Source organism: Phenylobacterium sp. (assembly GCF_004799515.1).
Classification (GTDB): Bacteria; Pseudomonadota; Alphaproteobacteria; order Caulobacterales; family Caulobacteraceae; genus Phenylobacterium.
Window position 1 is genome coordinate 11,796 of the sequence record NZ_SSMX01000008.1, and the last position, 22,165, is coordinate 33,960.

At 70.8% G+C, this 22,165-nt stretch carries 25 protein-coding genes; 8 read left to right on the forward strand and 17 right to left on the reverse strand.

All coding sequences use genetic code 11. The features are described from left to right. Positions 1–5 precede the first annotated feature (5 nt). Positions 6–1,091: an alanine racemase gene (gene alr / locus E8A49_RS03865; RefSeq protein ID WP_293376569.1), complete on the forward strand. Its 1,086-nt coding sequence runs from the start codon at positions 6–8 to the stop codon at positions 1,089–1,091. On the opposite strand, the gene E8A49_RS03870 is transcribed toward alr, so the two are convergent. Continuing rightward, positions 1,085–1,711 carry a Yip1 family protein gene (locus E8A49_RS03870; RefSeq protein ID WP_293376571.1) on the reverse strand — a complete coding sequence of 209 codons (627 nt, stop codon included), beginning with the start codon at positions 1,709–1,711 and terminating at the stop codon, positions 1,085–1,087. The two genes, alr and E8A49_RS03870, sit on opposite strands and share 7 nt — an antisense overlap. A 139-nt stretch (positions 1,712–1,850) precedes the next feature. Here E8A49_RS03870 and radA point away from each other — a divergent pair, with 139 nt between their 5' ends. The 4 genes from radA to E8A49_RS03890 are packed head-to-tail and all read left to right on the forward strand — an operon-like array spanning position 1,851 to position 6,111. Continuing rightward, positions 1,851–3,224, forward strand: coding sequence for a DNA repair protein RadA (radA, locus tag E8A49_RS03875; RefSeq protein ID WP_293376573.1), 1,374 nt, complete (start codon positions 1,851–1,853; stop codon positions 3,222–3,224). Beyond that, on the forward strand, positions 3,215–3,847 hold the full coding sequence (locus E8A49_RS03880; protein ID WP_293376575.1) for a CvpA family protein: 633 nt from the start codon (positions 3,215–3,217) through the stop codon (positions 3,845–3,847). The genes radA and E8A49_RS03880 overlap by 10 nt, the downstream gene beginning before the upstream one ends. Further along, on the forward strand, positions 3,844–5,331 hold the full coding sequence (gene purF, locus E8A49_RS03885; protein ID WP_293376577.1) for an amidophosphoribosyltransferase: 1,488 nt from the start codon (positions 3,844–3,846) through the stop codon (positions 5,329–5,331). Before E8A49_RS03880 ends, purF begins: the two co-directional genes overlap by 4 nt. A gap of 18 nt (positions 5,332–5,349) precedes the next feature. Continuing rightward, complete coding sequence (locus E8A49_RS03890) at positions 5,350–6,111, forward strand: SDR family NAD(P)-dependent oxidoreductase (RefSeq protein WP_293376579.1); 762 nt, start codon at positions 5,350–5,352, stop codon at positions 6,109–6,111. On the opposite strand, the gene der is transcribed toward E8A49_RS03890, so the two are convergent. From der to E8A49_RS03960, 14 genes are all read right to left on the reverse strand, one after another. Beyond that, positions 6,059–7,663, reverse strand: a complete 1,605-nt coding sequence (gene der, locus E8A49_RS03895) for a ribosome biogenesis GTPase Der (RefSeq protein WP_293376581.1) — start codon at positions 7,661–7,663, stop codon at positions 6,059–6,061. The genes E8A49_RS03890 and der overlap by 53 nt on opposite strands. Positions 7,664–7,685: 22 nt before the next feature. Next, positions 7,686–9,074, reverse strand: coding sequence for a PQQ-like beta-propeller repeat protein (locus E8A49_RS03900; protein WP_293376583.1), 1,389 nt, complete (start codon positions 9,072–9,074; stop codon positions 7,686–7,688). Next, a complete protein-coding gene (locus E8A49_RS03905) occupies positions 9,071–9,871 on the reverse strand; it encodes a tetratricopeptide repeat protein (RefSeq protein WP_293376585.1) in 801 nt (266 codons plus the stop codon). The genes E8A49_RS03900 and E8A49_RS03905 overlap by 4 nt, the downstream gene beginning before the upstream one ends. A 113-nt stretch (positions 9,872–9,984) precedes the next feature. Then, the gene (locus tag E8A49_RS03910; RefSeq protein WP_293376587.1) at positions 9,985–10,362 is read right to left on the reverse strand and encodes a hypothetical protein; all 378 of its coding nucleotides are present in this window, start codon (positions 10,360–10,362) and stop codon (positions 9,985–9,987) included. Continuing rightward, a complete protein-coding gene (locus tag E8A49_RS03915) occupies positions 10,355–10,939 on the reverse strand; it encodes a sigma-70 family RNA polymerase sigma factor (protein WP_293376816.1) in 585 nt (194 codons plus the stop codon). Before E8A49_RS03915 ends, E8A49_RS03910 begins: the two co-directional genes overlap by 8 nt. Before the next feature lie 27 nt (positions 10,940–10,966). Beyond that, entirely contained in the window at positions 10,967–11,347 is a 381-nt protein-coding gene (locus E8A49_RS03920) for a DUF6249 domain-containing protein (RefSeq protein ID WP_293376589.1), read from the reverse strand. A 122-nt stretch (positions 11,348–11,469) separates the two neighbouring features. Then, positions 11,470–11,778 (reverse strand): hypothetical protein, encoded by a 309-nt coding sequence (locus tag E8A49_RS03925; RefSeq protein WP_293376591.1) that lies wholly within the window; start codon positions 11,776–11,778, stop codon positions 11,470–11,472. Further along, the gene (locus E8A49_RS03930) at positions 11,765–12,304 is read right to left on the reverse strand and encodes an RNA polymerase sigma factor (RefSeq protein WP_293376593.1); all 540 of its coding nucleotides are present in this window, start codon (positions 12,302–12,304) and stop codon (positions 11,765–11,767) included. The genes E8A49_RS03925 and E8A49_RS03930 overlap by 14 nt, the downstream gene beginning before the upstream one ends. A gap of 24 nt (positions 12,305–12,328) precedes the next feature. After that, the gene (locus tag E8A49_RS03935) at positions 12,329–12,814 is read right to left on the reverse strand and encodes a hypothetical protein (RefSeq protein WP_293376595.1); all 486 of its coding nucleotides are present in this window, start codon (positions 12,812–12,814) and stop codon (positions 12,329–12,331) included. Between the two features lie 126 nt (positions 12,815–12,940). Continuing rightward, positions 12,941–14,023 (reverse strand): nucleotidyltransferase domain-containing protein, encoded by a 1,083-nt coding sequence (locus E8A49_RS03940; RefSeq protein WP_293376597.1) that lies wholly within the window; start codon positions 14,021–14,023, stop codon positions 12,941–12,943. A gap of 192 nt (positions 14,024–14,215) precedes the next feature. Further along, positions 14,216–14,563 (reverse strand): ArsC family reductase, encoded by a 348-nt coding sequence (locus tag E8A49_RS03945; protein WP_293376599.1) that lies wholly within the window; start codon positions 14,561–14,563, stop codon positions 14,216–14,218. A gap of 13 nt (positions 14,564–14,576) precedes the next feature. Continuing rightward, positions 14,577–15,065, reverse strand: coding sequence for a hypothetical protein (locus E8A49_RS03950; RefSeq protein WP_293376601.1), 489 nt, complete (start codon positions 15,063–15,065; stop codon positions 14,577–14,579). A gap of 48 nt (positions 15,066–15,113) precedes the next feature. Beyond that, positions 15,114–15,743 (reverse strand): 2'-5' RNA ligase family protein, encoded by a 630-nt coding sequence (locus tag E8A49_RS03955; protein WP_293376603.1) that lies wholly within the window; start codon positions 15,741–15,743, stop codon positions 15,114–15,116. Positions 15,744–15,827: 84 nt separating this feature from the next. Further along, positions 15,828–17,141, reverse strand: a complete 1,314-nt coding sequence (locus E8A49_RS03960) for a DUF5690 family protein (RefSeq protein ID WP_293376605.1) — start codon at positions 17,139–17,141, stop codon at positions 15,828–15,830. Positions 17,142–17,291: 150 nt separating this feature from the next. Here E8A49_RS03960 and E8A49_RS03965 point away from each other — a divergent pair, with 150 nt between their 5' ends. Together E8A49_RS03965 and phnX are read left to right on the forward strand one after the other, a co-directional pair. Further along, on the forward strand, positions 17,292–18,413 hold the full coding sequence (locus tag E8A49_RS03965; RefSeq protein ID WP_293376606.1) for a TIGR03364 family FAD-dependent oxidoreductase: 1,122 nt from the start codon (positions 17,292–17,294) through the stop codon (positions 18,411–18,413). 15 nt (positions 18,414–18,428) lie between these two features. Continuing rightward, entirely contained in the window at positions 18,429–19,229 is an 801-nt protein-coding gene (gene phnX, locus E8A49_RS03970; RefSeq protein ID WP_293376608.1) for a phosphonoacetaldehyde hydrolase, read from the forward strand. Here phnX and E8A49_RS03975 read toward each other — a convergent pair. Beyond that, positions 19,226–19,471: a hypothetical protein gene (locus E8A49_RS03975; RefSeq protein WP_293376610.1), complete on the reverse strand. Its 246-nt coding sequence runs from the start codon at positions 19,469–19,471 to the stop codon at positions 19,226–19,228. The genes phnX and E8A49_RS03975 overlap by 4 nt on opposite strands. A 102-nt stretch (positions 19,472–19,573) precedes the next feature. After that, positions 19,574–20,659 carry a LuxR family transcriptional regulator gene (locus E8A49_RS03980; RefSeq protein WP_293376612.1) on the reverse strand — a complete coding sequence of 362 codons (1,086 nt, stop codon included), beginning with the start codon at positions 20,657–20,659 and terminating at the stop codon, positions 19,574–19,576. A gap of 184 nt (positions 20,660–20,843) precedes the next feature. Between E8A49_RS03980 and E8A49_RS03985 the strand changes: the two genes are divergently transcribed. Further along, positions 20,844–21,914 carry a hypothetical protein gene (locus tag E8A49_RS03985; RefSeq protein ID WP_293376614.1) on the forward strand — a complete coding sequence of 357 codons (1,071 nt, stop codon included), beginning with the start codon at positions 20,844–20,846 and terminating at the stop codon, positions 21,912–21,914. Positions 21,915–22,165: the final 251 nt, after the last annotated feature.

Consider the following 22,165-nt stretch of genomic DNA (forward strand, 5'->3'; position numbering starts at 1 on the left):
GGGCCATGACGGAGCCGGCGTCCGCGCGCCTGATGATCGACCTCGACGCGCTGGCCCATAACCTGGCGGCGCTGCGGGCCGAGGCCATGGGCGCGGAGGTGGCGCCGGTGCTGAAGTCCGATGCCTATGGCCTGGGCGCGGCGGCGGTCGGCCGGCGGCTGTGGGCCGAGGGCGCGCGGAGCATCTTCGTCGCCAGGCTGGCCGAGGGCGAGGCCCTGCGCGCCGCCCTGGGATCGGACCGACCGGCGACGATCCATGTGCTGGACGGCCTCACCGACGGGGCGGAGGCGCGGTTCCAGGCCGCCGAGCTGACGCCGGTGCTCTCCAGCCTCGGCCAGATCGCCGCCGCCCAGCAGGCCGGGCTGCCCTGGCCCGTGGCGATCAACATCGACACCGGCATGAGCCGACAGGGCCTGACGCTGGAAGAGGCCCGCGCCGCCGTCCAGGCCATCGACCGCCTGCGCGGCCTGCGGATCGGCCTCGTGATGAGCCACCTGGGCTCCGCCGCAGAGCCGGAAAATCCCCGCAACGCCCGCCAGTTGGCTGCGTTTCTTGAAGCGCGCAGCCTGTTCCCGAACGCGCGCGCCAGCCTCTCGGCCTCGGCGGGGATATTCCTGGGCGCCGACTACCGCTTCGACCTGGTGCGGCCTGGGATCAGCCTGTTCGGCGGCGGCCCGCGTGAGACGCCCGACGAGCGCCTGCGCGCAATGGCCACCCTCACCGCCCCGATCCTCGACCTCCGCAACCTGCGTCCCGGCGACGTGGTGGGCTATGGCGAGGCGGTGCGGATCGCGGCGCCCACACGGGTCGCGGTCGTCGGGGCGGGCTATACCGACGGGGTGATCCGCGCGGCGCGGGACGGCGGCTACGCCTGGTTCGCCGGCGCCCGGCGGAGGCTGCTGATCGTCAACATGGACATCCTGGTGATCGAGCTCGGCGACACGCCGGCCGCCCTCGGCGATCCCGTGGAGCTCCTGGGCCCGAACGCCGCCCTCGACGATCTGGCCGCCGCCGGCGGCACGGTGGCGCACGAGGTCCTGGTGCGCCTGAGCCGCCGCGCCGAACGGGTCTACATAGGCGAGGCTCAGTAGATGTGGATCGGGCCGCCGAAGTTGATCATCCGGCTGGTCACCGCCCCGATCAGCACGGCGACAATGAAGGCCATGACCAGGGTCAGGAAGAAATAGTTCAGCGTCTGAGCCGGATCCGAGCGCATCAGCTTCGGCAGGCCGATGTAGAGCAGGTAGAGGCTGTAGAGTCCGCCCAGCAGGGTGAAGAGCCCGCCCGCCGTCGGCAGCAGCAGGAAGACGCCCGCCACCCAGGCCGCCGTCCAGGCGTAGACCACCAGCTTGAACGCCTGGACGCGGCTGCGCTCGCCGCCGAACTGCGGGGCGAACTGGTCGACCAGCAGGGCCAGCACATAGACCCCGATCAGGGTCAGCGCATAGCTGGCGACTGCATCGCCGAGCACGGTGACCAGGCTCGGCTGGTAGTGGACGCCGAAGATCTCGAAACCGCGGAACGACAGGAGGCCCAGCGCCCGGCAGACCGCCGGGATCGCCGCCAGCGGCAGCACCCAGCCGCGGTACAGCCCCTCGATGCTGGCCGGCTCGTCCTCGATGATGTCCCAGGTGTCGTGCGGATGCAGCAGGATGTTGAGCACGCGGCCCAACAGCCCCGGCGTCCGGGCGTCAGGCTCGACCCCGCTCATGGCGACCCACTCCCATCCTTCCCATATGGCAGCCTAGCCCAACGCGCCGCCGCGGCAAGCGCGCACAAGGCGTAACCCGGTGCGGTCGGCTAGACTGGTCCGCATACCGAATCACATGCGAGGAGCTTCACCCGACGCCATGGCCCGCGACGGCGCCGTCTATGCCTGTCAGTCCTGCGGGGCCGTCCAGACCAAGTGGGCGGGCCAGTGTCCCGCATGCGCCGGCTGGAACACGCTCGTGGAGGAGCTGCAGTCGCGGCCGCCAGGCGCTTTGGCTCCTTCCTCCTCCAAGGTCGCCCGGGCGCGCGGCCTGGCCTTCGAGGGGCTTGAGGACGAGACCCAGGCCCCGCCGCGCATCGCCACCGGCGTCGACGAGTTCGACCGGGTCTGCGGCGGCGGCGTGGTGCCCGGCTCGGCGATCCTCCTGGGCGGCGACCCCGGCGTCGGCAAGTCCACCCTCCTGCTGCAGGTGGCCGCCGAAGCCGCCCGGCGCGGCGCACGCTGCGCCTACATCTCCGGCGAGGAGGCCGTCGAGCAGGTGCGCAGCCGCGCCCAGCGCATGGGCCTGGCCGACGCCCCGGTGAAGCTGGCGGCCGAAACGGCGCTGCGCGCCATCGTAGACGGGCTGAAGCGCGAGCCCTTCGACCTGGTTGTCATCGATTCCATCCAGACCCTGTGGAGCGACGCCCATGAGGCCGGGCCGGGCTCGGTCACCCAGGTGCGCGCCGCCGCCGGCGAACTGGTGCGCCTGGCCAAGAGCCGCGGCGTGGCCATCGTGCTGGTGGGCCACGTCACCAAGGAAGGGACCATCGCCGGCCCGCGGGTGATCGAGCACATGGTCGACGCGGTCCTCGCCTTCGAGGGCGAGCGCGGCTACCCGTTCCGCATCCTGCGCGGGGCCAAGAACCGCTTCGGCGCCACCGACGAGATCGGCGTCTTCGAGATGGGCGACGCCGGCCTGCGCGAGGTCAAGAACCCCTCGGCCCTGTTCCTTAACACCTCCGGCGAGCGGGCGGCCGGGGCAGCGGTGTTCGCCGGCATCGAGGGCTCGCGCCCGGTCCTGGTGGAATTCCAGGCCCTGGTGGCGCCCTCGGCCTACGGCACGCCGCGCCGCGCGGTGGTGGGCTGGGACTCAGGGCGCCTGGCCATGGTGCTGGCGGTGCTGGAGGCGCGCTGCGGCCTCAGCCTGGGCGACCGTGACGTCTATCTGAACGTGGCGGGCGGCCTGCGCATCACCGAACCCGCGGCGGACCTGGCGGCGGCGGCGGCGCTGGCCTCCTCGGCCCTCGACCAGACCCTGCCGCAGGATTGCGTGGTGTTCGGCGAGATCAGCCTCTCCGGCGAGGTGCGCGCGGTCAGCCGCATGGACAGCCGCCTGAAGGAAGCCGCCAAGCTGGGCTTCCGCCGCGCGCTCGGCCCCGCCGAGATGGACGGCGGCGGGGTGATGAGGACCACTGGTGCAGGCCGCCTGGCCGACGCCGTCCGCCGGATCGGAGAGGCCGCATGGGACTAGGGCTCACCCAATTCGACTTCATCGTGCTGGCCCTGCTGCTTATCTCCGGCCTGGCCGGCGCGGCGCGCGGCGCGGTGCTGGAAGTGGTCTCGCTCGTCGCCCTGGTGGCCGCCGCGGCGGTGGCGGTCTTCGCCCTGCACGAGACCGCGCCCGCCGTGCGCCGGGTTGTGCATCCGGACTGGCTGGGGACCGGCGTGGCGCTCGTGGGCGTCTTCGTGGTGGTTTACATGGCCTTGCGCGGGATCGGGGCGATCATCGCACGCCAGATTCACGAGGCGGACTTCCTGGGCGTGCTGGACCGCAGCCTGGGCCTGGCCATCGGACTCTTGCGGGGTCTCCTGGTGCTAGGGGCGCTCGACCTGATGTTCGTGGCCGCGACGCCCGAGGATTTGCGGCCGCACTGGATCGTGGGCTCGGCCACCTGGCCGCTGGCGCAGGACATGGGCAAGGCGGTGAGCGCGCTCGCGCCGAAGGGCTTTGACCTCGCCGGACGGATCAAACCGGCCTTCGACAGCGCCCTGCACGACGCCAAGCACGACGCGATTGATGACAGATTGAAGTCAGAAGGCTACGACGCGCAGCAACGCCGCGAAATCGAGGACCTGGTGGAGAAATCCCGATGAGCGCTGACGAGCGAAGGGCCGAAATCCTGCTCGATCCGCGCGATGACGCGCCGCGCCTGGAGTGCGGCGTCTTTGGTGTGTTCGACACCGCTGAGGCCGCCGGCCTGACGGCGATCGGCCTGCACGCCCTGCAGCATCGCGGCCAGGAGGCCTGCGGCATCGCCGCCTTCGACGGCCAGCGCTTCCACACCGAACGCCACATGGGCCACGTGGGCGACGCCTTCGGTGGCGCGGACCTGACCGAGCGCCTGCCCGGCCGGTTCGCCATCGGCCACACCCGCTATTCCACCGCCGGCGGCTCGGTGATCCGCAACGTCCAGCCGATGTTCGCCGACATGGAGGCCGGCGGCGTCGCCCTGGCCCACAACGGCAACCTGACCAACTTCCTGACGCTGCGCGAACAGCTGGTCGGCGAAGGCGTGATCTTCCAGTCGACGTCGGACTCCGAGGTGATCCTCCACCTGATCGCCCGCTCGCGGAAGGCGCGCTTCGTGGACCGCTTCATCGACGCCCTGTCGCAGATCGAGGGCGGCTACGCCCTGGTGGCGCTGACCAACAAGAAGCTCATCGGGGTGCGCGACCCCCTGGGCATCCGGCCCCTGGTGCTGGGCGACCTGGACGGCAAGCCGATCCTGGCCTCGGAGACCTGCGCGCTCGACATCATCGGCGCCCGGTTCGTGCGCGACATCGAGCATGGCGAGCTGGTGGTGATCGACGCCGACGGAGTCACCAGCCTCAAGCCCTTCCCGGCCAAGCAGGCCCGGCCCTGCATCTTCGAATACGTCTACTTCGCCCGGCCGGACTCGGTGGTGAACGGCCGCTCGGTCTACGACGTGCGCAAGCGCATGGGCCGCCGGCTGGCGCAGGAGAGCCTGGTCGACGCCGACGTGGTGGTGCCGGTGCCCGACTCGGGCGTCCCCGCGGCGCTGGGCTTCGCCCAGGAGGCCGGCCTGCCCTTCGAGATGGGCATCATCCGCAACCACTATGTGGGCCGCACCTTCATCCAGCCCACCCAAGCGACGCGCGAGTCGAGCGTGCGCATGAAGCTCTCCCCCAACCGCTCGGTCCTGGCCGGCAAGCGGGTGATCCTGATCGACGACTCGATCGTGCGCGGCACCAATTCCGTCCGCGTGGTGCGCATGGTCCGGGAGGCCGGCGCGGCGGAGGTTCACCTGCGCTCGGCCTCGCCGCCGATCCAGTGGCCGGACTTCTACGGCATCGACATGCCTGACCGCGACAACCTCCTGGCCGCCAACCATTCGGTGGAGGAGATCGCCAAGATACTCGACGTGGATTCGATGGGCTACCTGTCGGTGGACGGCCTCTACTGGGCGATGAACGTCGCGCCGCGCGATCCGGTGACGCCGCAGTTCACCGACCACTACTTCACCGGCGACTATCCGACCCGCCTCCTGGACCGCGAGATCGCCGAGGGCCGCAACGAGCTTTCGGAGCGCCAGCTCTCCTTCCTGGTCGACGCATAAGCGGCTAGGAAGCCGGCCATGTCCGCCACCGATTCCTCCGCCCTGCCCCTTTCGGGGAAGATCGCCCTCGTCACCGGCGCCAGCCGCGGCATCGGCCGCGCGAGCGCGCTGGCGCTCGCCAAGGCCGGCGCCCATGTGGTCTGCGTCGCTCGCACCGCGGGTGGCCTCACCGAACTCGACGACGAGATCCGCGCCGCCACGGGCGAGCCCGCGACGCTGGTTCCCATGGACATCGCCGAGGGCGACGGCCTCGACCAACTGGGCCTGGCCCTGCACCAGCGGTTCGGCCGCCTGGACGTCCTGGTCCACGCCGCCGCCATCCTGGGGCCGATGACCCCGGTCAGCCACATCGACCCCGTCGCCTGGGACCGCGTGGTGGCCGTGAACCTCACCGCCTCCTACCGCCTGATCCGCTCGTTCGAGCCCCTGCTGCGGGCGTCGGAGGCCGGGCGGGCGATCTTCCTGACCAGCGGCCGCGCCTCACGCCCCAAGGCCTTCTGGGGCCCTTATGGGATCACCAAGGCCGGGCTGGAGCACATGGTGCGCACCTGGGCCGACGAGCTGGAGCAGACACCGGTCCGCGCGGTCCTGCTCGACCCCAACACCATGCGCACCGCGATGCGCGCCGAGGCCATGCCGGGCGAGGATCCGGCGACGGTGACGCCGCCGGAGGAGATCGGGCCGCTGATCGTCGAGCTGGCGCAGGCCGACCTCGGTCAGCCGGTGGCTAACGTGGTCTTCGCCCACTGGAAGGCGGCCGGGACGCTCGCTTCGGCTTGACGCCGGGCCGGGCGAGCTTGGCCGCCCGTCCGCGCGGCGCGCCGGCCTTCGCCGCCTTCGGCTTACCCTGCGGCTTGGCCTTGCCGTGCAGCTTCGGCTTGCCCGCCGCGCCGGCCTTGGCCTTGGACGCCGCGGCGATGCGGGTCTTGGCCTTCAGCCCGGTGGTCGGCAGGGGCGTGCCGAACGGGGCGCTGGCCGAGCCCTGCCCGGCCTTCTCCTCGCCTTCGGCGTAGGGGTTCTTGTTGGACTTCACCGTCACCCGGATCGGCACGCCTGGCAGGTCGAAGCTCTCGCGGATCGAGTTGATCAGGTAGCGGCGGTAGCTGTCCGGCAACTGGTCGGCGCGGCTGGCGAACAGGACGAAGGTCGGCGGCCGCGACTTGGTCTGGGCCATGTACTTGGGCTTGATCCGCCGGCCGTTCACCGAGGGCGGCGGGTGGCGCTCGGTGGCCATGCGCAGCCAGTCGTTGAGGTCGCGGGTCTTCACCTTGGTCGACCAGTCGGCATGGGTCTTGAAGACCGCCGGCATCAGCTTCTCCAGGCCCCGGCCCGTCTCCGCCGACAGCGCCACCACCGGCGCGCCGCGCACCTGCGGCAGCTGACGCTGGGCGTCCTCGATGAATTCCGCGAGCTTGGCCTGCGGGTGCTCGACCAGGTCCCACTTGGCCAGGACGAAGACCAGGGCGCGGCCCTCGCGCTCGACCAGGTCGGCGATCTGCAGGTCCTGGATCTCGAAGGGGTGGGTGGCGTCCATCACCAGGATCACCACCTCGGCGAAGGTGATGGCGCGGATCGAGTCGTGGGTGGAAAGCTTCTCCAGCTTCTCCTGCACCCGGGCCTTGCGCCGCAGGCCCGCGGTGTCCACCAGCCGGACGGCCCGGTCGTCCCAGGTCCAGTCCACAGGGATGGCGTCGCGGGTGATGCCGGCCTCCGGACCGGTCAGCATGCGGTCCTCGCCGATCAGCTTGTTGACCAGGGTCGACTTGCCGGCGTTCGGCCGGCCGACGATGGCGATCTTGATGGCCTTGTCGCCGCTCTCGTCTTCGTGGTCGCTCTGGTCGGGGGCGACGGCGATCAGGGCGGCGTAGAGGTCGGCCATGCCCTCGCCGTGCTCGGCGGAAATCGGCACCGGGTCGCCCAGGCCCAGGCCGAAGGCCTCCAGCACGCCCTGGTCGCCGGCCTTGCCCTCGGCCTTGTTGGCGGCCAGCACCACCGGCATGTCGCGCCGGCGCAGGATCTCGGCGAACACCTCGTCCATCGGGGTGACACCGTCGCGGCTGTCGATGACGAAGAGGGCGACGTCGGCCTCGTCGATGGCGAGCTCGGTCTGGACCCGCATGCGGGCCTCCAGGCTCTCGTCGGTGACGTCCTCGAAGCCGGCGGTGTCGATCAGCTCGAGGTCCAGGTCGCCGATCCGGCCTGTGCCGAAGCGGCGGTCGCGGGTCACGCCCGGCTGGTCGTCGACGATGGCGAGCTTTCGCCCCGCCAGCCGGTTGAACAGCGTGGACTTGCCGACGTTCGGACGCCCGACGATCGCGAGTTTCAGCGCCATGGCGTCAGCATAGACCGGAAGGTCAGCGCAGCGCGATCAGTTGGGCGTTGTCCGTCACCACATAGACCATATTGCCCGCCGCGATCGGCGACATCAGCACCGGGGCGCCCAACTGGACCTTGCGTTCGACCTCGCCGGTCTTGGCGTTCAACGCCTGCAGTTCGCCCCCCGACGAGCCCATGATGAGCCGGCTGTCGACCAGGATCGGGCTGGTCCACAGGGGCTTGGGCACGGTGCGCGCGCCGATACCCCAGAGGCCGCCCTTCTTCTTGGGCACCCAGCCCACGTTCATGTCGTGCACCCAGTAGATCTGGCCGCTTTCCCGCGCCGCGCAGATCAGCTTGCCGTCGACGCCCACCGCATAGACCACGTCGCCTTCCGGCAGCGGCGACGTGACGCCCACCACCGGCAGGCTCCAGCGCGCCGTGCCGGTGCGCAGATCGGTGGCGGCGAAGACCCCGGAGTGGCTGATGGCGAATACGTCGCCGCCGTAGATCACAGGACGGCCGGGGATGTCGCGGATCTCGGAGAGCGCGCTGGTGCGGCTGGCCCGCGAGAGCGCGTTGTTCCACAGGTCGTTGCCGTTGGCGGTGCGCAGCGCCACCAGCTCGCCCGAGCCGAAGGAGGCCACCACCGTGTCGCCCGACACCGCCGGGCTGGAGGCGGACAGGATGCGCGCCGATTCCGACAGGGCCTGATAGGTCCAGCCGGGCGAGCCCGTGGCCGCGTCGAAGGTCAGCAGCGTGTTGTCCAGCGCCACGACCATCACCCGGCCGGCGGCCACGGTGGGCGCAGCGTGGATCGGCTGTTCGGTGCGGGTTCGCCAGCCGACCCGGCCGGAGTTGGCGTCCAGCTCCGCCACCAGGCGGAAGCCGGAGGTCATGTAGAGCTTGCCGTCGGCGAAGGCCAAGCCGCCGCCGAAGCCCTCGCGGTCGCGCTTGTTGTCGTTGGGACGCATGTTGATGCGCCAGATTTCCTGGCCCGTCCGCGCGTCGTGGGCGCTGACGTTGGCCATGGCGTCCATGGTGAACACCTTGCCGCCCGCGGCGATCGGCGGGGCGGTGATCAGCTGGCCGCCGCCGGTGGCGACGCCGATGGGCTTCTTCCAGGCGACGGCGAAGTCGGCGGCCGCGCTGGCGTTGCCCATCGACTGCTCGAGGGAACCGCCGGGCAGCGGCCAGTTGGCCACCGTCTCGACGGGCGGCAGGGCGAAATCGACCCCCTTCAGCGCGTCGGCCGGCTCCAGCTTCTGGTCGGCGGCGACGATGGAGATGCGGTCGCCCTCGCTGGCCGTTTCCTTCGGCGTGCTGTCGCCATGGAAAGGGTTGACGCGGCGCATGGTCGAGCACCCGGCCACGCACAGGGAGGCGATCAGCAGGACCGCAAGGAGGCTCTTGCTCTGGAAGGTCATTGCGGAGCGGCCGCCTCATCTTGTTGCTGCTGCTGTTGTTGCAGCTGCGGCGGCGCCACGCCCATCGGCACGCCGCCCGGGCCCACCAGCATCGGCGGCGGCAGGGTCTGGGCGGCCTTGACCGTGGCGGCGACGGCCTTGGCCGAGCCGGTGTCGATCAGGTCCATGGCGGCCTTGGCCCGCTGGCGCGCGCCTTCAGGCGCGTCCAGCGACTGCGAGATCACCACGAAATCGGACTTCGCCCCGGCGGTGTCGCCCTTCATGAGCTTGGCGAAGGCCAGGGCCTCGCGCGCCTGCACCCGATAGGGGCGGCCATCCTTCATCAGCGGCGCCAATCGCCCCTCCACTTCCGAGAAAGGAGCGGTGTCCAGGATCGCGAAGGCGGATTTGAGGCGCGCGGCGTCGCCCAGCAGCGGGTCCGGCGCTGCGCTGGCCGCCTGGTCGAAATAGGCGACCGCCGCCTTGACGTCTTCCGGCTTGCCGCTCAGCAGCTTGACCGCGCCCAGGTCCATCAGGGCCAGCGACTTGTAGGCCTTGGCCGGCGACTTCGCGACCTCGCCCAGGATCTGCAGCGCCTTGGGCGTGTCGCCCTGCGCCTCGGCGCTGATGGCGGCGGCGTACTGCTCGGAGGCCTTTTCGGTGATCTGCTTGTTGTATTCCCGCCAGCCCCAGACGATCAGCGCCGCGATCAGCGCGGCCGCGCCCACGGCGATCACCCACGGGGCCGCCTTGCGCGCAAGCGTCCGGTAGCGGTCGGAGCGAAGCTGCTCCTCGACCTCTTCAAACAGATCGGTCAATCGGGGACTCCGGAAGAAATTTAAGCGCCTAGCGTCAGAGGCGGGGAACCTATAGCGCACCGCTGCGCGCCGCAACCAATCCTCCGGCGGGGCGACAGGGCGCCGCGACGGCTTCAGATCTCGCCGATCACCCGGGTCAGGACGAAGCCCATCATGATCACCGCCAGGCCCGCGGCCACCCAGACCACCGCCCCGCCGCTGGTGAGCGCGGCCATCCAATCGGCGCTGGTGGAGAGGTGGCTGACGCTGGTCGAGAGGAACCGTGCGGAATCCTCGGCGGTCTCCACGCGCTGGAAGACGTTGGACACCATCAGTTGGCTGGCGCCGATCACGCCGCCCACGACGCCCGCCGCGCCGATCAGCCAGCGCCGGGCCGTCCAGCCGCGGTCGAGCCGCCGCTCCACCCGTTCGGCGAAGGCGACGGCGTCCGGCAGTTCCGGCAGCTCGGCGAAAAGGCGCTCGAGCCTGCGCTCGAAATCGAGCTCAGCCATTGCCACGCCTCCCTTCCAGAACAGCGCCGTCTTCCGGCGCCAGTCGCGCTCTGAGTTTTTCCAGACCACGTTTGACATGGGATTTGACCGTTCCCAGCGGCAGGTTCAAGGCCTCCGCCGCTTCCGTGTGAGAAAGTCCTGCGCCGAAGCACATGGTGACGCAGAGCCGTTCCGTCGCGCTCAACACCTTGAGGGCCTCTTCCAGATCGATGGCCGCGTCGGCGTCGCCGCGCGGGGTTTCGGGTTCGTCTTCAATCGCTTCGGCGGTCAGTGCGCCCAGCTTGCGGTCGCGCTGCAGCCGCCGCAGGTAGAGCCTGGCCGCGATCTTCTTGACCCAGGCGGCGAAGGTCCCCTCGCCGCGGAACTCCGCGATCCGCTCGAAGGCGGTCAGGAAAGCGTCCTGGGCCACGTCGTCCGCCTCTGCGCCCTGCGCCCCCATGCGGCGCAGCACGCCCCGCACGGCCGACCCGTGCCGCCGCACCAGCTCACCGAAGGCGCGTCGTTCCCCGGTCGCTGAATAGGCGCACAGCTCCACATCGTGCAGGCTGGCGAACCTTGAATGTCCTGAGCCCGGCATGGGCTTCATTCCCCCGGCTAAGCCAGCCTAGCTCTTGGGCTTGTTGATGAAGCTGAGCGCGATGAACGCCAGACCGATGAAGATCGGGAAGGCGGCGCAGGCGATCAGCGGCATGGTCGAATCGGGGTCCTCGAAACCGAGGGCCACACCCAGCATCACGAAGCCCAGGCCGACGCCCAGCCAGATGATCCCGGTCCGCAGGTCCCGGGCCGGCGACGGCGTGGGCCGCAGGTCGACGTTGCGGGCGGCGTTCTCCATAACCTCGGTCGGCATGGGCTGGCCGCTCTCGATGGCGGCGCGCAGGGTTTCCTGCACCCGGATCCGCTCCTGGGAGCGCAGCCAGAACGGCACGATGATGACGGCGGCGATCGATCCGAAGATGATCCCAACGATGAAAACGGCTTCCATTGAAGTCTCTCTCCTAGTCCCTCGCAGCAGGCCGACGCGGCCCGTCTCTGCTGGGAAAGAGACCTAGACCGCAGCCCTCAGATGCAAAGTGTAGCGTGAAACCTTGTTCATGTTGGAATAGGTCACGAATGCAGGCCGAGCGCGGCGCTGGGACGGCCGTTGAGGACCATGGCCGCGCAGGCCGCCAGCGCCACCGCGCCCAGCGCAGGCGCCAAGCCTTGGGACAGGGTCACCAGCGCCGTCTGCAGGGTCGGCCAGACCAGCCACAGTGCCCCGCCGCTGATCACGCTGACGCCGGACAGCATGGCCAGGTCCTCGCGGAAACGCTGGCGCATGACCCTTTCCATCACCGCGGCGTTGAAGGCCGCATCGCGGGGCGGCGGAACGTCCTGGGCGAACAGGGCCTTCAGGCGATCGTCAGCTTGCGTCATCGCACACTCCCAACGCTTGCAAGAGCCGCGCGCGGCCCCGCGAAACATGGCTTTTCACAGTGCCCAGGGGCATGTCCAGGGCTTCGGCGGCCTCGGCGTGGCTGAAGTCCGCCGCCAGGCAAAGCGCCACGCAGGCGCGTTGTTCCGCCGGCAGCTCGGCCATGGCCCGCTCCAGGGCGATCTTCTCCTCGGCCGGCGCGTCGAGCGTCTCGTCGCGGGCGTCCTCGTAGGCCTGCGCCCTCGCCCGCTCGCGTCCCGCCGAGCGGACCGCGGTCAGATGCTTGTTGTAGCCGATGCCGCATAGCCAGGCCCTCACGCTCGCGCCGGTCTTCAGCCGCCCGATCCGCGACCAGGCCGCCAGGAAGGTCTCCTGCGCCAGGTCGTCGGCCTGGGCCCAGTCGCCGCAGGCGCGGCGCAGGAAGGCGCGCACGGCCTGCTGGTGGCGCTCGACAAGCCGCGAGAACGCGTCGGCCGATCCGCCCTGGGCGGCGGCCACCAGCGTCTCGTCGAGGCTCGCCGGGCTCATCAATCGGGGCTCACACGCCGCCGGTCACTTGTCGCGGAAGGCCGAGGCCATCACCGCGAAGACCAGGTTGCCGACCGTGACGATGGTCAGGATGATCGCCACCAGGTGGAAGGCCCCATAGGCCCCCGGCCAGTCGGCCCATTCCGAGGCCCACCAGAAGCCGGCCGCCACCGCGCCGGTGACGAACACGCTGCGCCAGCGCCAATAGGGGCCCCAGCGGTAGTAGTGGCGCCAGGCGCGGCGGCCGTAGCGCGAATAGCCCCAGCCGTAGGGATCGTAGCCCGGCGGATAGGCCCCGGGCGGATAGCCGCCGGGCGCCTGGCCGTTGAAGTCGTCGCCCACCCCGCGCACCAGCTCCGGCGGCGGCTCCTTGCCCTGCTCGGCGTAGTGGCGCAGCAGGTCCAGGTGGTCGCGGCTGCGCTTGTAGGCCAGCCACCTATCCCAGGCGCCGAACACGAAGGCGCCGATGGGAAAGAGCAGCCACCAATAGGCGCTGAAGAATTCTTCCATGAGCGTAGCGCTCCTTAAGATCCGGGCGACGGACCGGAGCCCTCTCCAGTCCGTCCTTTCACCCCGTAGTCGCCGCCGATTCCGCGATCGGATGCGGCGGCGGGAGCCTACGCCCTTCCCTGCGCGTCAGCCACGGCCTCGCCGCCCGCCCGGTCGCACCGGCCGCGGGGTGAACTGGCCGCCGCCGGGCCGGCCGCCAGGCGCCGGCGGACCGCCCGGCCGGTTCGGGTGGAGACCGCCCGGCCCGCCCCGGCTCAGCGCCAGCTTGCGCTCCAACACCTCGCGGGCGCGCAGCACTTGATCGGCGTGGTGCACGGCATAGGCGGCGAAGGCGCGGGTCGCCGCGGCCTCGGCCGGATCGGTAGGCTGGGCGGACTGAGCCGCATCGCCCTTGCGCACCGCCGCCGCCCGCTCGATCAGGCCCCGCCACTGCCGATCGAGCGCCGTCAGCGCCCAGGCGAAGCCCGCCTTCTTCGACCAGACCGCGCCGGTCGAAAGCGTGTGCAGCATCCGGCAGAACAGCCCGACCCAGAAGGCCTGCCACGCGATCATGGCCATGGGCTCCAGGTCCAACTGCAGGACCAGGTCCATGGTCTGGCGGATCTCGCCCCGCAGCGCGGCAGGCGGCACGGGATCGATCAGGGCCTTGGGCGGCGGCCCGGCCAGGGTCACGCCCTTCTCGCGCAGGCACCAGCGCACGACCTCGGTGTTGTCGTGCTCTGAGCGGACCAGGGTCTTGGCCCCGTGGTCGAGGTACCAGAAGGGATAGGCCTTTGGCGGCGCGCCGCTCCGGCCCGGATCGGCCCAGTCCGGTCCGCGCGGCTCGCCCGGCGGATCGCGCGGCTCCGTGGACCCGCGGCGCAGGATGGGCGCCGGAACATAGGAGCCTTCCAGTCCCGTGCGCCAATAGGCGTAGGGCAGCTCGTGGATCGCGGCGTGCAGGGCCTGGAAGGGCGGCAGTTCCTCCGGCGTCAGGTCGCGGGCGGTGACGACGATGAAGTCGCAGTCGCTGAACGCGCTGAAGTCGCCGACCGCGAAGGAGCCTTGCAGATAGGCGCCGACAAAGTTGTCGCCGAGCAGGCGCTGGACGCCTTCCAGCAGGTGGGCGAGGACGGCGTTCAGCTCGGCATAGGGCGTGGGTTGGCGCCCATGTTGGCGCCCCGAGGCGCTGGCGCGCCAAGGCGTGCGCGGATCTTGCGGCTTGGGCATGGGAAATCCGTGTTAATGAGCATGCCCCGCATCGCGCCCAACATCTCGGTAGGAGGGCGCGGAGGGGCGGTCAGCAGGCGGCGCCGGGGGATGCGCCCGGCCGGCCTACTTCCTCAAACGACGGATTGTAACCACGGCGCTCAGGCCTCCGCTTGCGGCCGAAAACCTAGCCGCGCTCCGGTCGCCGCGCAACTAGCCGAACCGCGCCGCGTAGGCATCCGGCTTGAACCCGACCAGGAGGCCGTCGTCAGCCTCCAGGACCGGTCGCTTGATCATCGAGGGCTGAGCCAACATCAGGCCGATGGCCTTGGCCTCGATGAGGTCCGTCTTGTCAGCCTCGGGCAGCTTGCGGAAGGTCGTGCCGTTGCGGTTGAGCAGGGTCTCCCAGCCCACCGCCTTCGCCCAGCCCTCCAGCCGCGCCCGGTCGATCCCTTGCGCCTTGTAGTCGTGGAAGGCGTAGGCCACGCCGCGGCCGTCCAGCCAGGCGCGGGCCTTCTGCATCGTGTCGCAGGCCTTGATGCCGTAGATCGTCGTCGTCATCCGTGTCCGTCGCCTAGGAAGCCGGGCGGTACCGCCGCACCGCCAGGTATCCCAGGATCACGAACACCACCAGGGTGAGCCCCTGCGCCGCCGCGAACGGCGGCTCGTTGCCGTTCGGCGCCAGGGCGTGCAAGGCCGGGACCTTGCCGAACGCCTGAACGACCAGCACGAAGACATTCAGGTAGAGGGCGATGGTGGCGGTGATCACATAGACCGGCCGCCAGACGCCCGCGAGCCGGCCCAGGTAGAGCGCCCAGAGCGCCACCGCCAGATCGGCCAGGGAGATGATCCCGACGATGTGTGGCGGCCCGATCATCTTGGAATGGAAGAGAAAGCCGCCCGCGCTGGTCAGCACCGTGGTGATGAGGAACAGCGCCGTCAGCGCGTCCAGCCTGCGGTTGCCGTCCATGGCGAGCAACACCACCAGACCGGAAAGGATGGCGACAATGCTGATGATCACATGGAGCGTCGTGTACGCCCCCACCGACAGTCCCAGGATCATGCCCCGCTCCTGTAGTTTCCCCCGCCGCTATCGGGCGGTGCGGCGACGCTAGCACGGTGCTTGCCGGGGAACACGGCACAGCTTGGTGAGCGATCCGCTCGGGTCGCCCCTCAGCGGCCACTCTCCGAGGACCGTGTAGCGCCCCTCGCCCACATGGCTCTGCACCAGGGCGAAGGATTCGACCCGCCAGAGGATCGGCGCGATGAAGCGGATAGGCGTCTCTTTGCGGTCGCGCATCAGCGTCATGTGCGGGGTGAAGTTCGCCGCCCATCGCGGTTCGAAGCCGGCGGCGGCCAAGGCCATGCAGAGCCTTTCCTGCAACCGGCAAAGGCCGATGACGCCGTCCTCGCCGGTCAGCACGCGGGGCCGCGGGTCGCCCCGCCAACTCTCGATGCGGTTGAAGGCCGCCAGGAAGGCTGCGGCCGAGACCCGCCCCGCGGCGGCCTGCGCCCGCGCCAGCCGCGCCGGGCTCATGGCGTAACCCGCACCCAGCCCCGCCAGGGTCACGTGCAGGCAGCGCGCCGGGACGCGGTAGGCCGGCCGCCCCAGCTCGCCCTGCAGGAGGTTGGCCCAGGCCCAGGCGCCGTACCGCGCCGCCGCGCTCGGAAGCGCCGCGAAGAACAGCTTGTCGCCCGGCGAGATCCCGGGCGCCGGCGCGCCGAACCGATGTGACGCCATGATCTTCCCTCCTGCTCCTGCCCGGCCCAACCACAGCCAAGCGCCGCGATTCGCGTGAGTCAAGAACAAAGCAGGAACGATAGCTCAGGGGCGCGCCGCGGCCCGCCGCCAGAAGTAGACCGCCGCGAGCGCCGTCAGCACCGCGCCCGCCACGCTGGCGGCGTAGGCGCCCAGGGTGAAGAACTGCAGCCAGTCCAGGCTCACCCCGCCGAAGTTGCGCCAGAGCAGCAGGGCGACGCTGCCCAGGTAGCCCGAGGCGTCGGCGACATAGATCAGGAAGCCCGCCGTCGCCACCTGGCCGCTGAAGGCGATCAGCCGGTCGAACAGCATGGCGTTGAACGGCACATAGGCCACGTAGAGGCCGGCGCCGCCCAGGATCATCCAGGCCAGCGGCGAGATCAGATGCGCCTGGAAGGCCAGCGTCGCCGCCCCCAGCAGGACGAAGCCCGCGAAGACAATGGCGTGGATCACCATCAGGGCGCGGGCGTTGTCGCGAACCGCCATCACCATGGCCAGCGCCCCCAGCGCGATCACCGCCACCGGCAGCTCGCTGGCGGTGAACACGCCCGCCTCGCCGCCATAGCCGAGGGCCTTCCAAATCTCGGCGGCGAAGTTGTCGCGGAAGTCGCGGAAGGCGGTCAGCAGCACATAGGCCGCGACCAGAAGGATCAGCCCCGGCGCATAGCTCGCCAGGAAGGCCCCGCGTTCGGCCGCGGTCATCGGCGCGCGGCGCACCCGCTCGGCCTCGTCCGCCGCGTCGGGCGGCGGCAGCTGGGTCAGCACCCAAACCGAGACCAAGAGCAGGGGAACGAACACCGCTCCCGTCGCCGCCGGCATCCAAAATGGGCTGACGTGAACGGAGCCCATCAGCCAGGTCCCCACCGACTTCACGACCCCGGATGACAGGATGAAGCTGGCGCAGAGGATGGCGCCCAGCACCTCCGACGTGCGCCGGCCCTCCATGTAGCCGAACACCAACCCCCAGATCATGCCGAGCGGCAGGCCGTTCAGGAACAGGGCCGCGACGTTCCAGGGCGCCGGGATCAGGGCGAAGGCGACCAGCGCCAGCCAGGACGCGCCGATCAGCAGCAGGATCGCCAGGCCGCGCTGGCCAGGGCTCACCTCCGAGACGACCTTGACGCCCATCAGCTTGGAGAGCGCGTAGCCGGCGGCCTGGGCGATCACCAGGGCGATCTTGTAGTCGAGGACGAAGCTCCAGCCCGGAACCGCGTCGAAGGTCGCGGCCGTGAACGGCTTGCGAAAGGCGTACATCGAGAAATAGGCGCAGAAGCCGGCCAGTCCGGCTGCGGCGCTGAACACCCATGGCCCGGCGCGGGCCAGCAGGCCGCGCAGCCCGCCCGCCGTCGCGCCGTCGTTTGCGTCAAGGCGCTCAGCCACGGACATCCCCAAGCAGTAACCGAGCCGTATGTCGGTTGGGTGACGGATTAAGCTCCACTTTAGCCGCCGGCGGCGCCCAACTGTCATCTGGCCGTGGTCTGATGCATCAGGTTATCCATCCCGACCGCCGGAGACCCGCTGAAAGCCCCCATGGCCGCCGAACGTTTCGATCTCGCCGTGGTGGGCGCCGGAATCCTAGGCTTGGCCTGCGCTCTGGCGGCGGCCCGCCGCGGCAAGCGGGTGGCGGTCATCGACCGCGACGCCCAGGCCAACGGCGCCTCCGTGCGCAACTTCGGCTTCATTACCGTCACCGGGCAGGCGCGCGGCGACATGTGGCGGCGCGCCCGGCGCACCCGTGAGGTCTGGGCGGAGGTGGCGGCCGAGGCCGAGCTGCCGATCCTGCACCGCGGCCTCTTGATGACCGCCCGGCGGCCAGAGGCCGTGGCCGTGCTGGAGGCCTTCCTGGCGACCGAGATGGCCGAGGGTTGCCGCCTGCTCTCGCCTGGCGATGTGGCCCGCGCCCACCCGGAACTCGCCACGCCAGGTTTGCAGGCGGCGCTCTACAGCAGCCACGAGCTTCGCGTGGAATCCCTCGAGGCGATCCCCAAGCTGGCGGCCTGGCTGGCCGCGCGCCACGGCGTCGTCTTCCGGCGCGGCCTGGCCGCCCTCGGCATCGAGAGCGGCCGGGTCCTCACCACCCGGGGCGAGGTGGCCGCCGAGGCCATCGCCGTCTGCCCTGGCGACGATCTCTTCAGCCTGTTCCCCGAGCGGGTCGCGGCCCACGACATCACCCGCTGCAAGCTGCAGATGCTGCGGCTGGCCGACCCGGGCTTCTGGCTGTCGGTGGGGGTGATGTCCGACCTGGGCCTGGCCCGCTACTCCGGCTATGCCGACCTGCCCGAAGCTGCGCCCCTGCGCGAGCGCCTTGCGGCCGAACAGGCCGAGCACCTCGAGCATGGCGTCCACCTGATCGTGGTGCAGAGCGCCGACGGCAGCCTGGTGGTCGGCGACAGCCACCACTATGCGCCGACGCCCGACCCGTTCAGCCGTGAGGCGGTAGACCGCCTGATCCTCAGCGAGTTCGAGGCCGTCTTCGGCCGGCCCGCGCCGCCGGTGGCCGAGCGCTGGACCGGAACCTACGCCTACGCCGCCGACCGCGACGTACTGATCGACGCGCCCCTGCCGGGCGTGCGCCTGGCGGTGGTCACCACCGGGGCGGGCGCCTCCACCGGCTTCGCGGTCGGCGAAGAGGTGGTCGCCGAGCTTTTCTGAGGAGACGGGACGGACATGAGCGGCGGACTTTCGGCCTTTGATCTGGTGATCTTCGATTGGGCCGGCACCATGGTCGACTTTGGCTGCCGCGCCCCGGTGGCCGCCATGGCCGAGGTCTTCGCCCGACGGGACGTGACCCTCGGCGAAGCGGTGATCCGCGCCGACATGGGCAAGGGCAAGGGCGACCACGTCCGCGCCATCCTGGCTCGCCCGGAGGTGATCGCCGCCTGGACCGCGGCCCAGGGCTCAGCGCCCGGCGAGGCCGACGCCGAGACGATGATGGAGGAACTGGGCCCCCTGATGCGCGACGCTGCCGCCGAGGCCGCCGAGCTGATCCCCGGCGCGGCGGACGCAGTGGCCGCCCTGCGCGCGGCGGGGCTGAAGGTCGCCTCCTCCACCGGCTACACGCGCGAGATGATGGCCCCGGTTCTGGCCCGCGCCGCGGCTCAGGGCTATCAGCCCGACCATCTGGTCTGCGCCGGCGAGACCCCGGCGGGACGTCCCTCGCCGCTGATGATCTACCGGGCCTGCGCCGATCTGGGCGTCTGGCCCTTCGCCCGGGTGGTCAAGGTGGACGACGCCGAGGCGGGGATCCAGGAGGGCCGCGCCGCCGGCTGCTTCACCGTGGGCGTCGTCGCGTCCGGCAATGCGGTCGGCCTGTCGCTGGCCGCCTTCGAAGCGCTCCAGCCGGAGCACCGCGCCACCCTCGTGGCCGAGGCCGCGGCCCGGCTGGCGGGGGCTGGCGCCGACCTGGTGATCGACACCGTCGCCGACCTGCCCGCGGCGCTGTCAGAGAGCCGCCAAGGCCACGCCTAGAGCGGTCCGCATCGCGCGAAAATCCTGGGCGAAGCGCCGCGGCCGTTCGCCGCGACTGCGGGCCGCGGCAGCGTCCGGCCCCTCCGGCCCAAGGCCGGAGAAGAATGGGCGGCGGCCTCGAAGGCCGGCAGCTCGAGGCTCGCGACACGGTTGTTGCCGACGACCGCGCCCGCCGTCAGCAAGACCGCGAAACTCAAGGCCGCGCTCCCCGATGCGATCGCCAGCGCGAGGGAAACCTTCATGGGCGACTATGCTCCAAGCACGCGACGCCTACGCCGCAGGCGGACCTCAGCCCATCCGGCGGCGCTGGAACATCCCTGCGGCGGGGGAGAAACCGTCCGGGCTCAGAGGCCGGGCGCGAGCATCGCGCTGGCGAGTTCCTGGCGGCTGCGCACGCCCACCCGGTCGTAGAGGTTTCGCACGTGGGTCACGACGGTGCTGGGCGCGATGTCCAGATCGTCGGCGATCCCGGTCTGCGACCGTCCGGTGACCACGAGGCGGCACACCGTCTGTTCGCGCGCCGACAGATCCCGGAACAGTGGCGAGCCGAAGAGCTTGACCGCCAGGGGGACCTGCCGCTCCACCTGCGCCACGAACCAGGACTCATCCGACGCGTCATCCAGGGCGTAGGCGCGCAGGATGAAGCGGCCTTGCGGGGTGACCGTCTCCAGCACCGCTGGGCCTGTCCGCCCCGATTCTGGACGCGCGCGCAGTTGATCGGCGAGGCGCCGGAGCGTGGTCTGGGCCCAGCCGCGGTCGTCAGCCTTGACCGCGTCGGCCAGGGGCGTGTCGGTGGCGCCGCGCAACAGATAGCCGGCGTAGCGCGAGGCCCGATGAATCCGCCCCTCGCCATCCGCCACCACGACGGCGGTGCGGTCGGCGACGCCGTCCCAGCCCTCGTCAAGCGCCGCCGTACGGCTCACGGCCTGGATGATGAACGGCCTGGCCAGGCGCATGGCGGCCATGTCGGCTTCGGTGAAGTCCGGTGCATCGAACGGCCGCCCCAGGGCGAGGTTGCCGATCGGCCGCGCGCCGTCCTTCAGCGAGACGCCCAGGATCCAGCAATGCGAGATCGACTTCAGAACCTCGTCGTAGAGCTCCGTATCCTGAAACCCCGGCGTGAAGTCGCTGACCCGGAACACGGGATGGTCGCGGCCAACCTGCAGCTCATAGTGCGTCGGATAGAACCGCCGCTCGTCGCGGTTGAGCCATCGCTCGACGAACCGCGCCGCGGCTTTGCGCGGCGGGGCCCGCGTGGCGAGGATGTCGGTCACCCGATAGGCCTCGTCGAACAGCACAAGCTGCGCCGTCTCGAAGGCCACGCAGTCCTTCAGGCAGGCCACGAGCTGCGCGAACGCCATCCGTGGCGGCGCGCCCGTCGCCGCGAAGTGGCGCAGCGTCCCCAGCGATCGGCGAAGCCGCCCAACCATGGTCCTGTCCCAGATCCGGCCGCCACGGCCGACCCCGCGGAGGAGTATGCCGCGCCCCCGCCGCCGCGCAACCGCCGCACGGGCCCGGTAGGCGCCGGCGCCTACGGGCTTGACGGCGGCGGCCAGGCGGCCTCCCCTGCTCCGCGCACGCCGCCATCAGAGCGGCGGCTTCGGGAGCATTCGAATGGGCAGCCGGTTTCTCACCCTCATTCTGGCGGCGAGCGCCATGGTGTCCGCTGTAGCGGGCGCCGCCGCCGCGCAGACCGATCCCGCAGCGGTGGCCAAGGGCTACAAGGCGCCGCGCAACGCCTTCGGCCAGCCCGACCTCGCCGGCGTCTGGAGCAACGCCACCATCACGCGCCTGGAGCGCGACCCGAAGTATGGCGAGCGGCTGATCCTCACCCCGGACGAGGCCAAGGCGATCGAGGGCGCCAGCGATAGCCGCAACGCGCGGCTGCGCGCCGACACCGACACCACGATCAAGGACCCGGACAAGCTGCCGGAATGCCAGAGCGGCGCGCAAGGGGCGGCCTGCGGCTACAACGCCTTCTGGACCGATCCCGGCACGCGGCTGATCCGCATCGGCGGCGAGGCCCGCACCTCGATCCTGACCGCGCCGGCCAACGGCCGCCTGCCGGCCAGCCCCGCCGGCGCAGCCGGGCGCGCCCGCGCCCAGCTGGGCGGCAACTTCGACAATCCGGAGAACCGTGCGCTTGGCGAGCGCTGCATCGTGGGCTTCGGCGGCACCTCCGGCCCGCCGATGATGCCGGTGCTCTACAACAACCACTATCAGATCCAGCAGACCAAGGACGCCGTGGTGGTGCTGGTGGAAATGGTCCACGACGCGCGGATCATCCGCATCGGCGGCGCGCATCCGCCGCCGAGCGTGCGCACCTGGATGGGCGACTCCATCGGCCGCTGGGAGGGCGGCACCCTGGTGGTCGAGACCACCAATCTGCGCCGCGAACAGGGCCTGCGGGGGCCGGAGGACAATATGAAGGTGGTCGAGCGCTTCACCCGCGTTTCACCGCAGCAGATCCTCTACCAGTTCGAGGTGGTCGACCCCGCCGCCTTCTCCGCGCCGGTGAAGGGCGAGGAAGCGCTGAACTTCACCAAGGACCGCATCTACGAATACGCCTGCCACGAGGGCAACTACGCCATGAGCGGCATCCTGGGCGGTGCGCGCCAGGCCGAGAAGGAGGGCAAGCCCGTCGACGGCGCCCGCGGCCAGATCAAGGAAGAAGGGGGCGACTGAGGCGGCGATCCAAGGCCTGGTCTGAACGCGAGCCGGTCGCGAACAACGGGCGGCGGGGATTCTCGCGGGCGGCGATCTCGCGGAGCAGGTCCCGGACCTCCTGAAAGGACTCGTCTTTGGGCGGCGGAGCCGGCGGCACAGGCATGACGCCGGACCAGGAATCAGCGCCAGGTCAGACAGTCGCGAAAGACAGCGGCAACACAGGCGTAACGCACGGGGTCGCGTGAAACGCCAAGCAGTCGTAGAACATT

What these genes read in the sequence shown, in the direction of transcription:
- E8A49_RS03920 (WP_293376589.1), bottom strand. Translation starts at nt 11,347, where the DNA reads ATGGAAGCCGTTTTCATCGTTGGGATCATCTTCGGATCGATCGCCGCC.
- E8A49_RS03975 (WP_293376610.1), bottom strand. Translation starts at nt 19,471, where the DNA reads ATGAAGGTTTCCCTCGCGCTGGCGATCGCATCGGGGAGCGCGGCCTTG.
- E8A49_RS03945 (WP_293376599.1), bottom strand. Translation starts at nt 14,563, where the DNA reads ATGACGACGACGATCTACGGCATCAAGGCCTGCGACACGATGCAGAAG.
- E8A49_RS03980 (WP_293376612.1), bottom strand. Translation starts at nt 20,659, where the DNA reads ATGGTTGGGCGGCTTCGCCGATCGCTGGGGACGCTGCGCCACTTCGCG.
- E8A49_RS03915 (WP_293376816.1), bottom strand. Translation starts at nt 10,939, where the DNA reads ATGCCGGGCTCAGGACATTCAAGGTTCGCCAGCCTGCACGATGTGGAG.
- E8A49_RS03890 (WP_293376579.1), top strand. Translation starts at nt 5,350, where the DNA reads ATGTCCGCCACCGATTCCTCCGCCCTGCCCCTTTCGGGGAAGATCGCC.
- alr (WP_293376569.1), top strand. Translation starts at nt 6, where the DNA reads ATGACGGAGCCGGCGTCCGCGCGCCTGATGATCGACCTCGACGCGCTG.
- E8A49_RS03880 (WP_293376575.1), top strand. Translation starts at nt 3,215, where the DNA reads ATGGGACTAGGGCTCACCCAATTCGACTTCATCGTGCTGGCCCTGCTG.
- radA (WP_293376573.1), top strand. Translation starts at nt 1,851, where the DNA reads ATGGCCCGCGACGGCGCCGTCTATGCCTGTCAGTCCTGCGGGGCCGTC.
- E8A49_RS03965 (WP_293376606.1), top strand. Translation starts at nt 17,292, where the DNA reads ATGGCCGCCGAACGTTTCGATCTCGCCGTGGTGGGCGCCGGAATCCTA.
- E8A49_RS03950 (WP_293376601.1), bottom strand. Translation starts at nt 15,065, where the DNA reads ATGATCCTGGGACTGTCGGTGGGGGCGTACACGACGCTCCATGTGATC.
- E8A49_RS03910 (WP_293376587.1), bottom strand. Translation starts at nt 10,362, where the DNA reads ATGGCTGAGCTCGATTTCGAGCGCAGGCTCGAGCGCCTTTTCGCCGAG.
- E8A49_RS03985 (WP_293376614.1), top strand. Translation starts at nt 20,844, where the DNA reads ATGGGCAGCCGGTTTCTCACCCTCATTCTGGCGGCGAGCGCCATGGTG.
- E8A49_RS03930 (WP_293376593.1), bottom strand. Translation starts at nt 12,304, where the DNA reads ATGAGCCCGGCGAGCCTCGACGAGACGCTGGTGGCCGCCGCCCAGGGC.
- E8A49_RS03925 (WP_293376591.1), bottom strand. Translation starts at nt 11,778, where the DNA reads ATGACGCAAGCTGACGATCGCCTGAAGGCCCTGTTCGCCCAGGACGTT.
- E8A49_RS03935 (WP_293376595.1), bottom strand. Translation starts at nt 12,814, where the DNA reads ATGGAAGAATTCTTCAGCGCCTATTGGTGGCTGCTCTTTCCCATCGGC.
- E8A49_RS03940 (WP_293376597.1), bottom strand. Translation starts at nt 14,023, where the DNA reads ATGCCCAAGCCGCAAGATCCGCGCACGCCTTGGCGCGCCAGCGCCTCG.
- E8A49_RS03955 (WP_293376603.1), bottom strand. Translation starts at nt 15,743, where the DNA reads ATGGCGTCACATCGGTTCGGCGCGCCGGCGCCCGGGATCTCGCCGGGC.
- der (WP_293376581.1), bottom strand. Translation starts at nt 7,663, where the DNA reads ATGGCGCTGAAACTCGCGATCGTCGGGCGTCCGAACGTCGGCAAGTCC.
- phnX (WP_293376608.1), top strand. Translation starts at nt 18,429, where the DNA reads ATGAGCGGCGGACTTTCGGCCTTTGATCTGGTGATCTTCGATTGGGCC.
- E8A49_RS03900 (WP_293376583.1), bottom strand. Translation starts at nt 9,074, where the DNA reads ATGACCTTCCAGAGCAAGAGCCTCCTTGCGGTCCTGCTGATCGCCTCC.
- purF (WP_293376577.1), top strand. Translation starts at nt 3,844, where the DNA reads ATGAGCGCTGACGAGCGAAGGGCCGAAATCCTGCTCGATCCGCGCGAT.
- E8A49_RS03870 (WP_293376571.1), bottom strand. Translation starts at nt 1,711, where the DNA reads ATGAGCGGGGTCGAGCCTGACGCCCGGACGCCGGGGCTGTTGGGCCGC.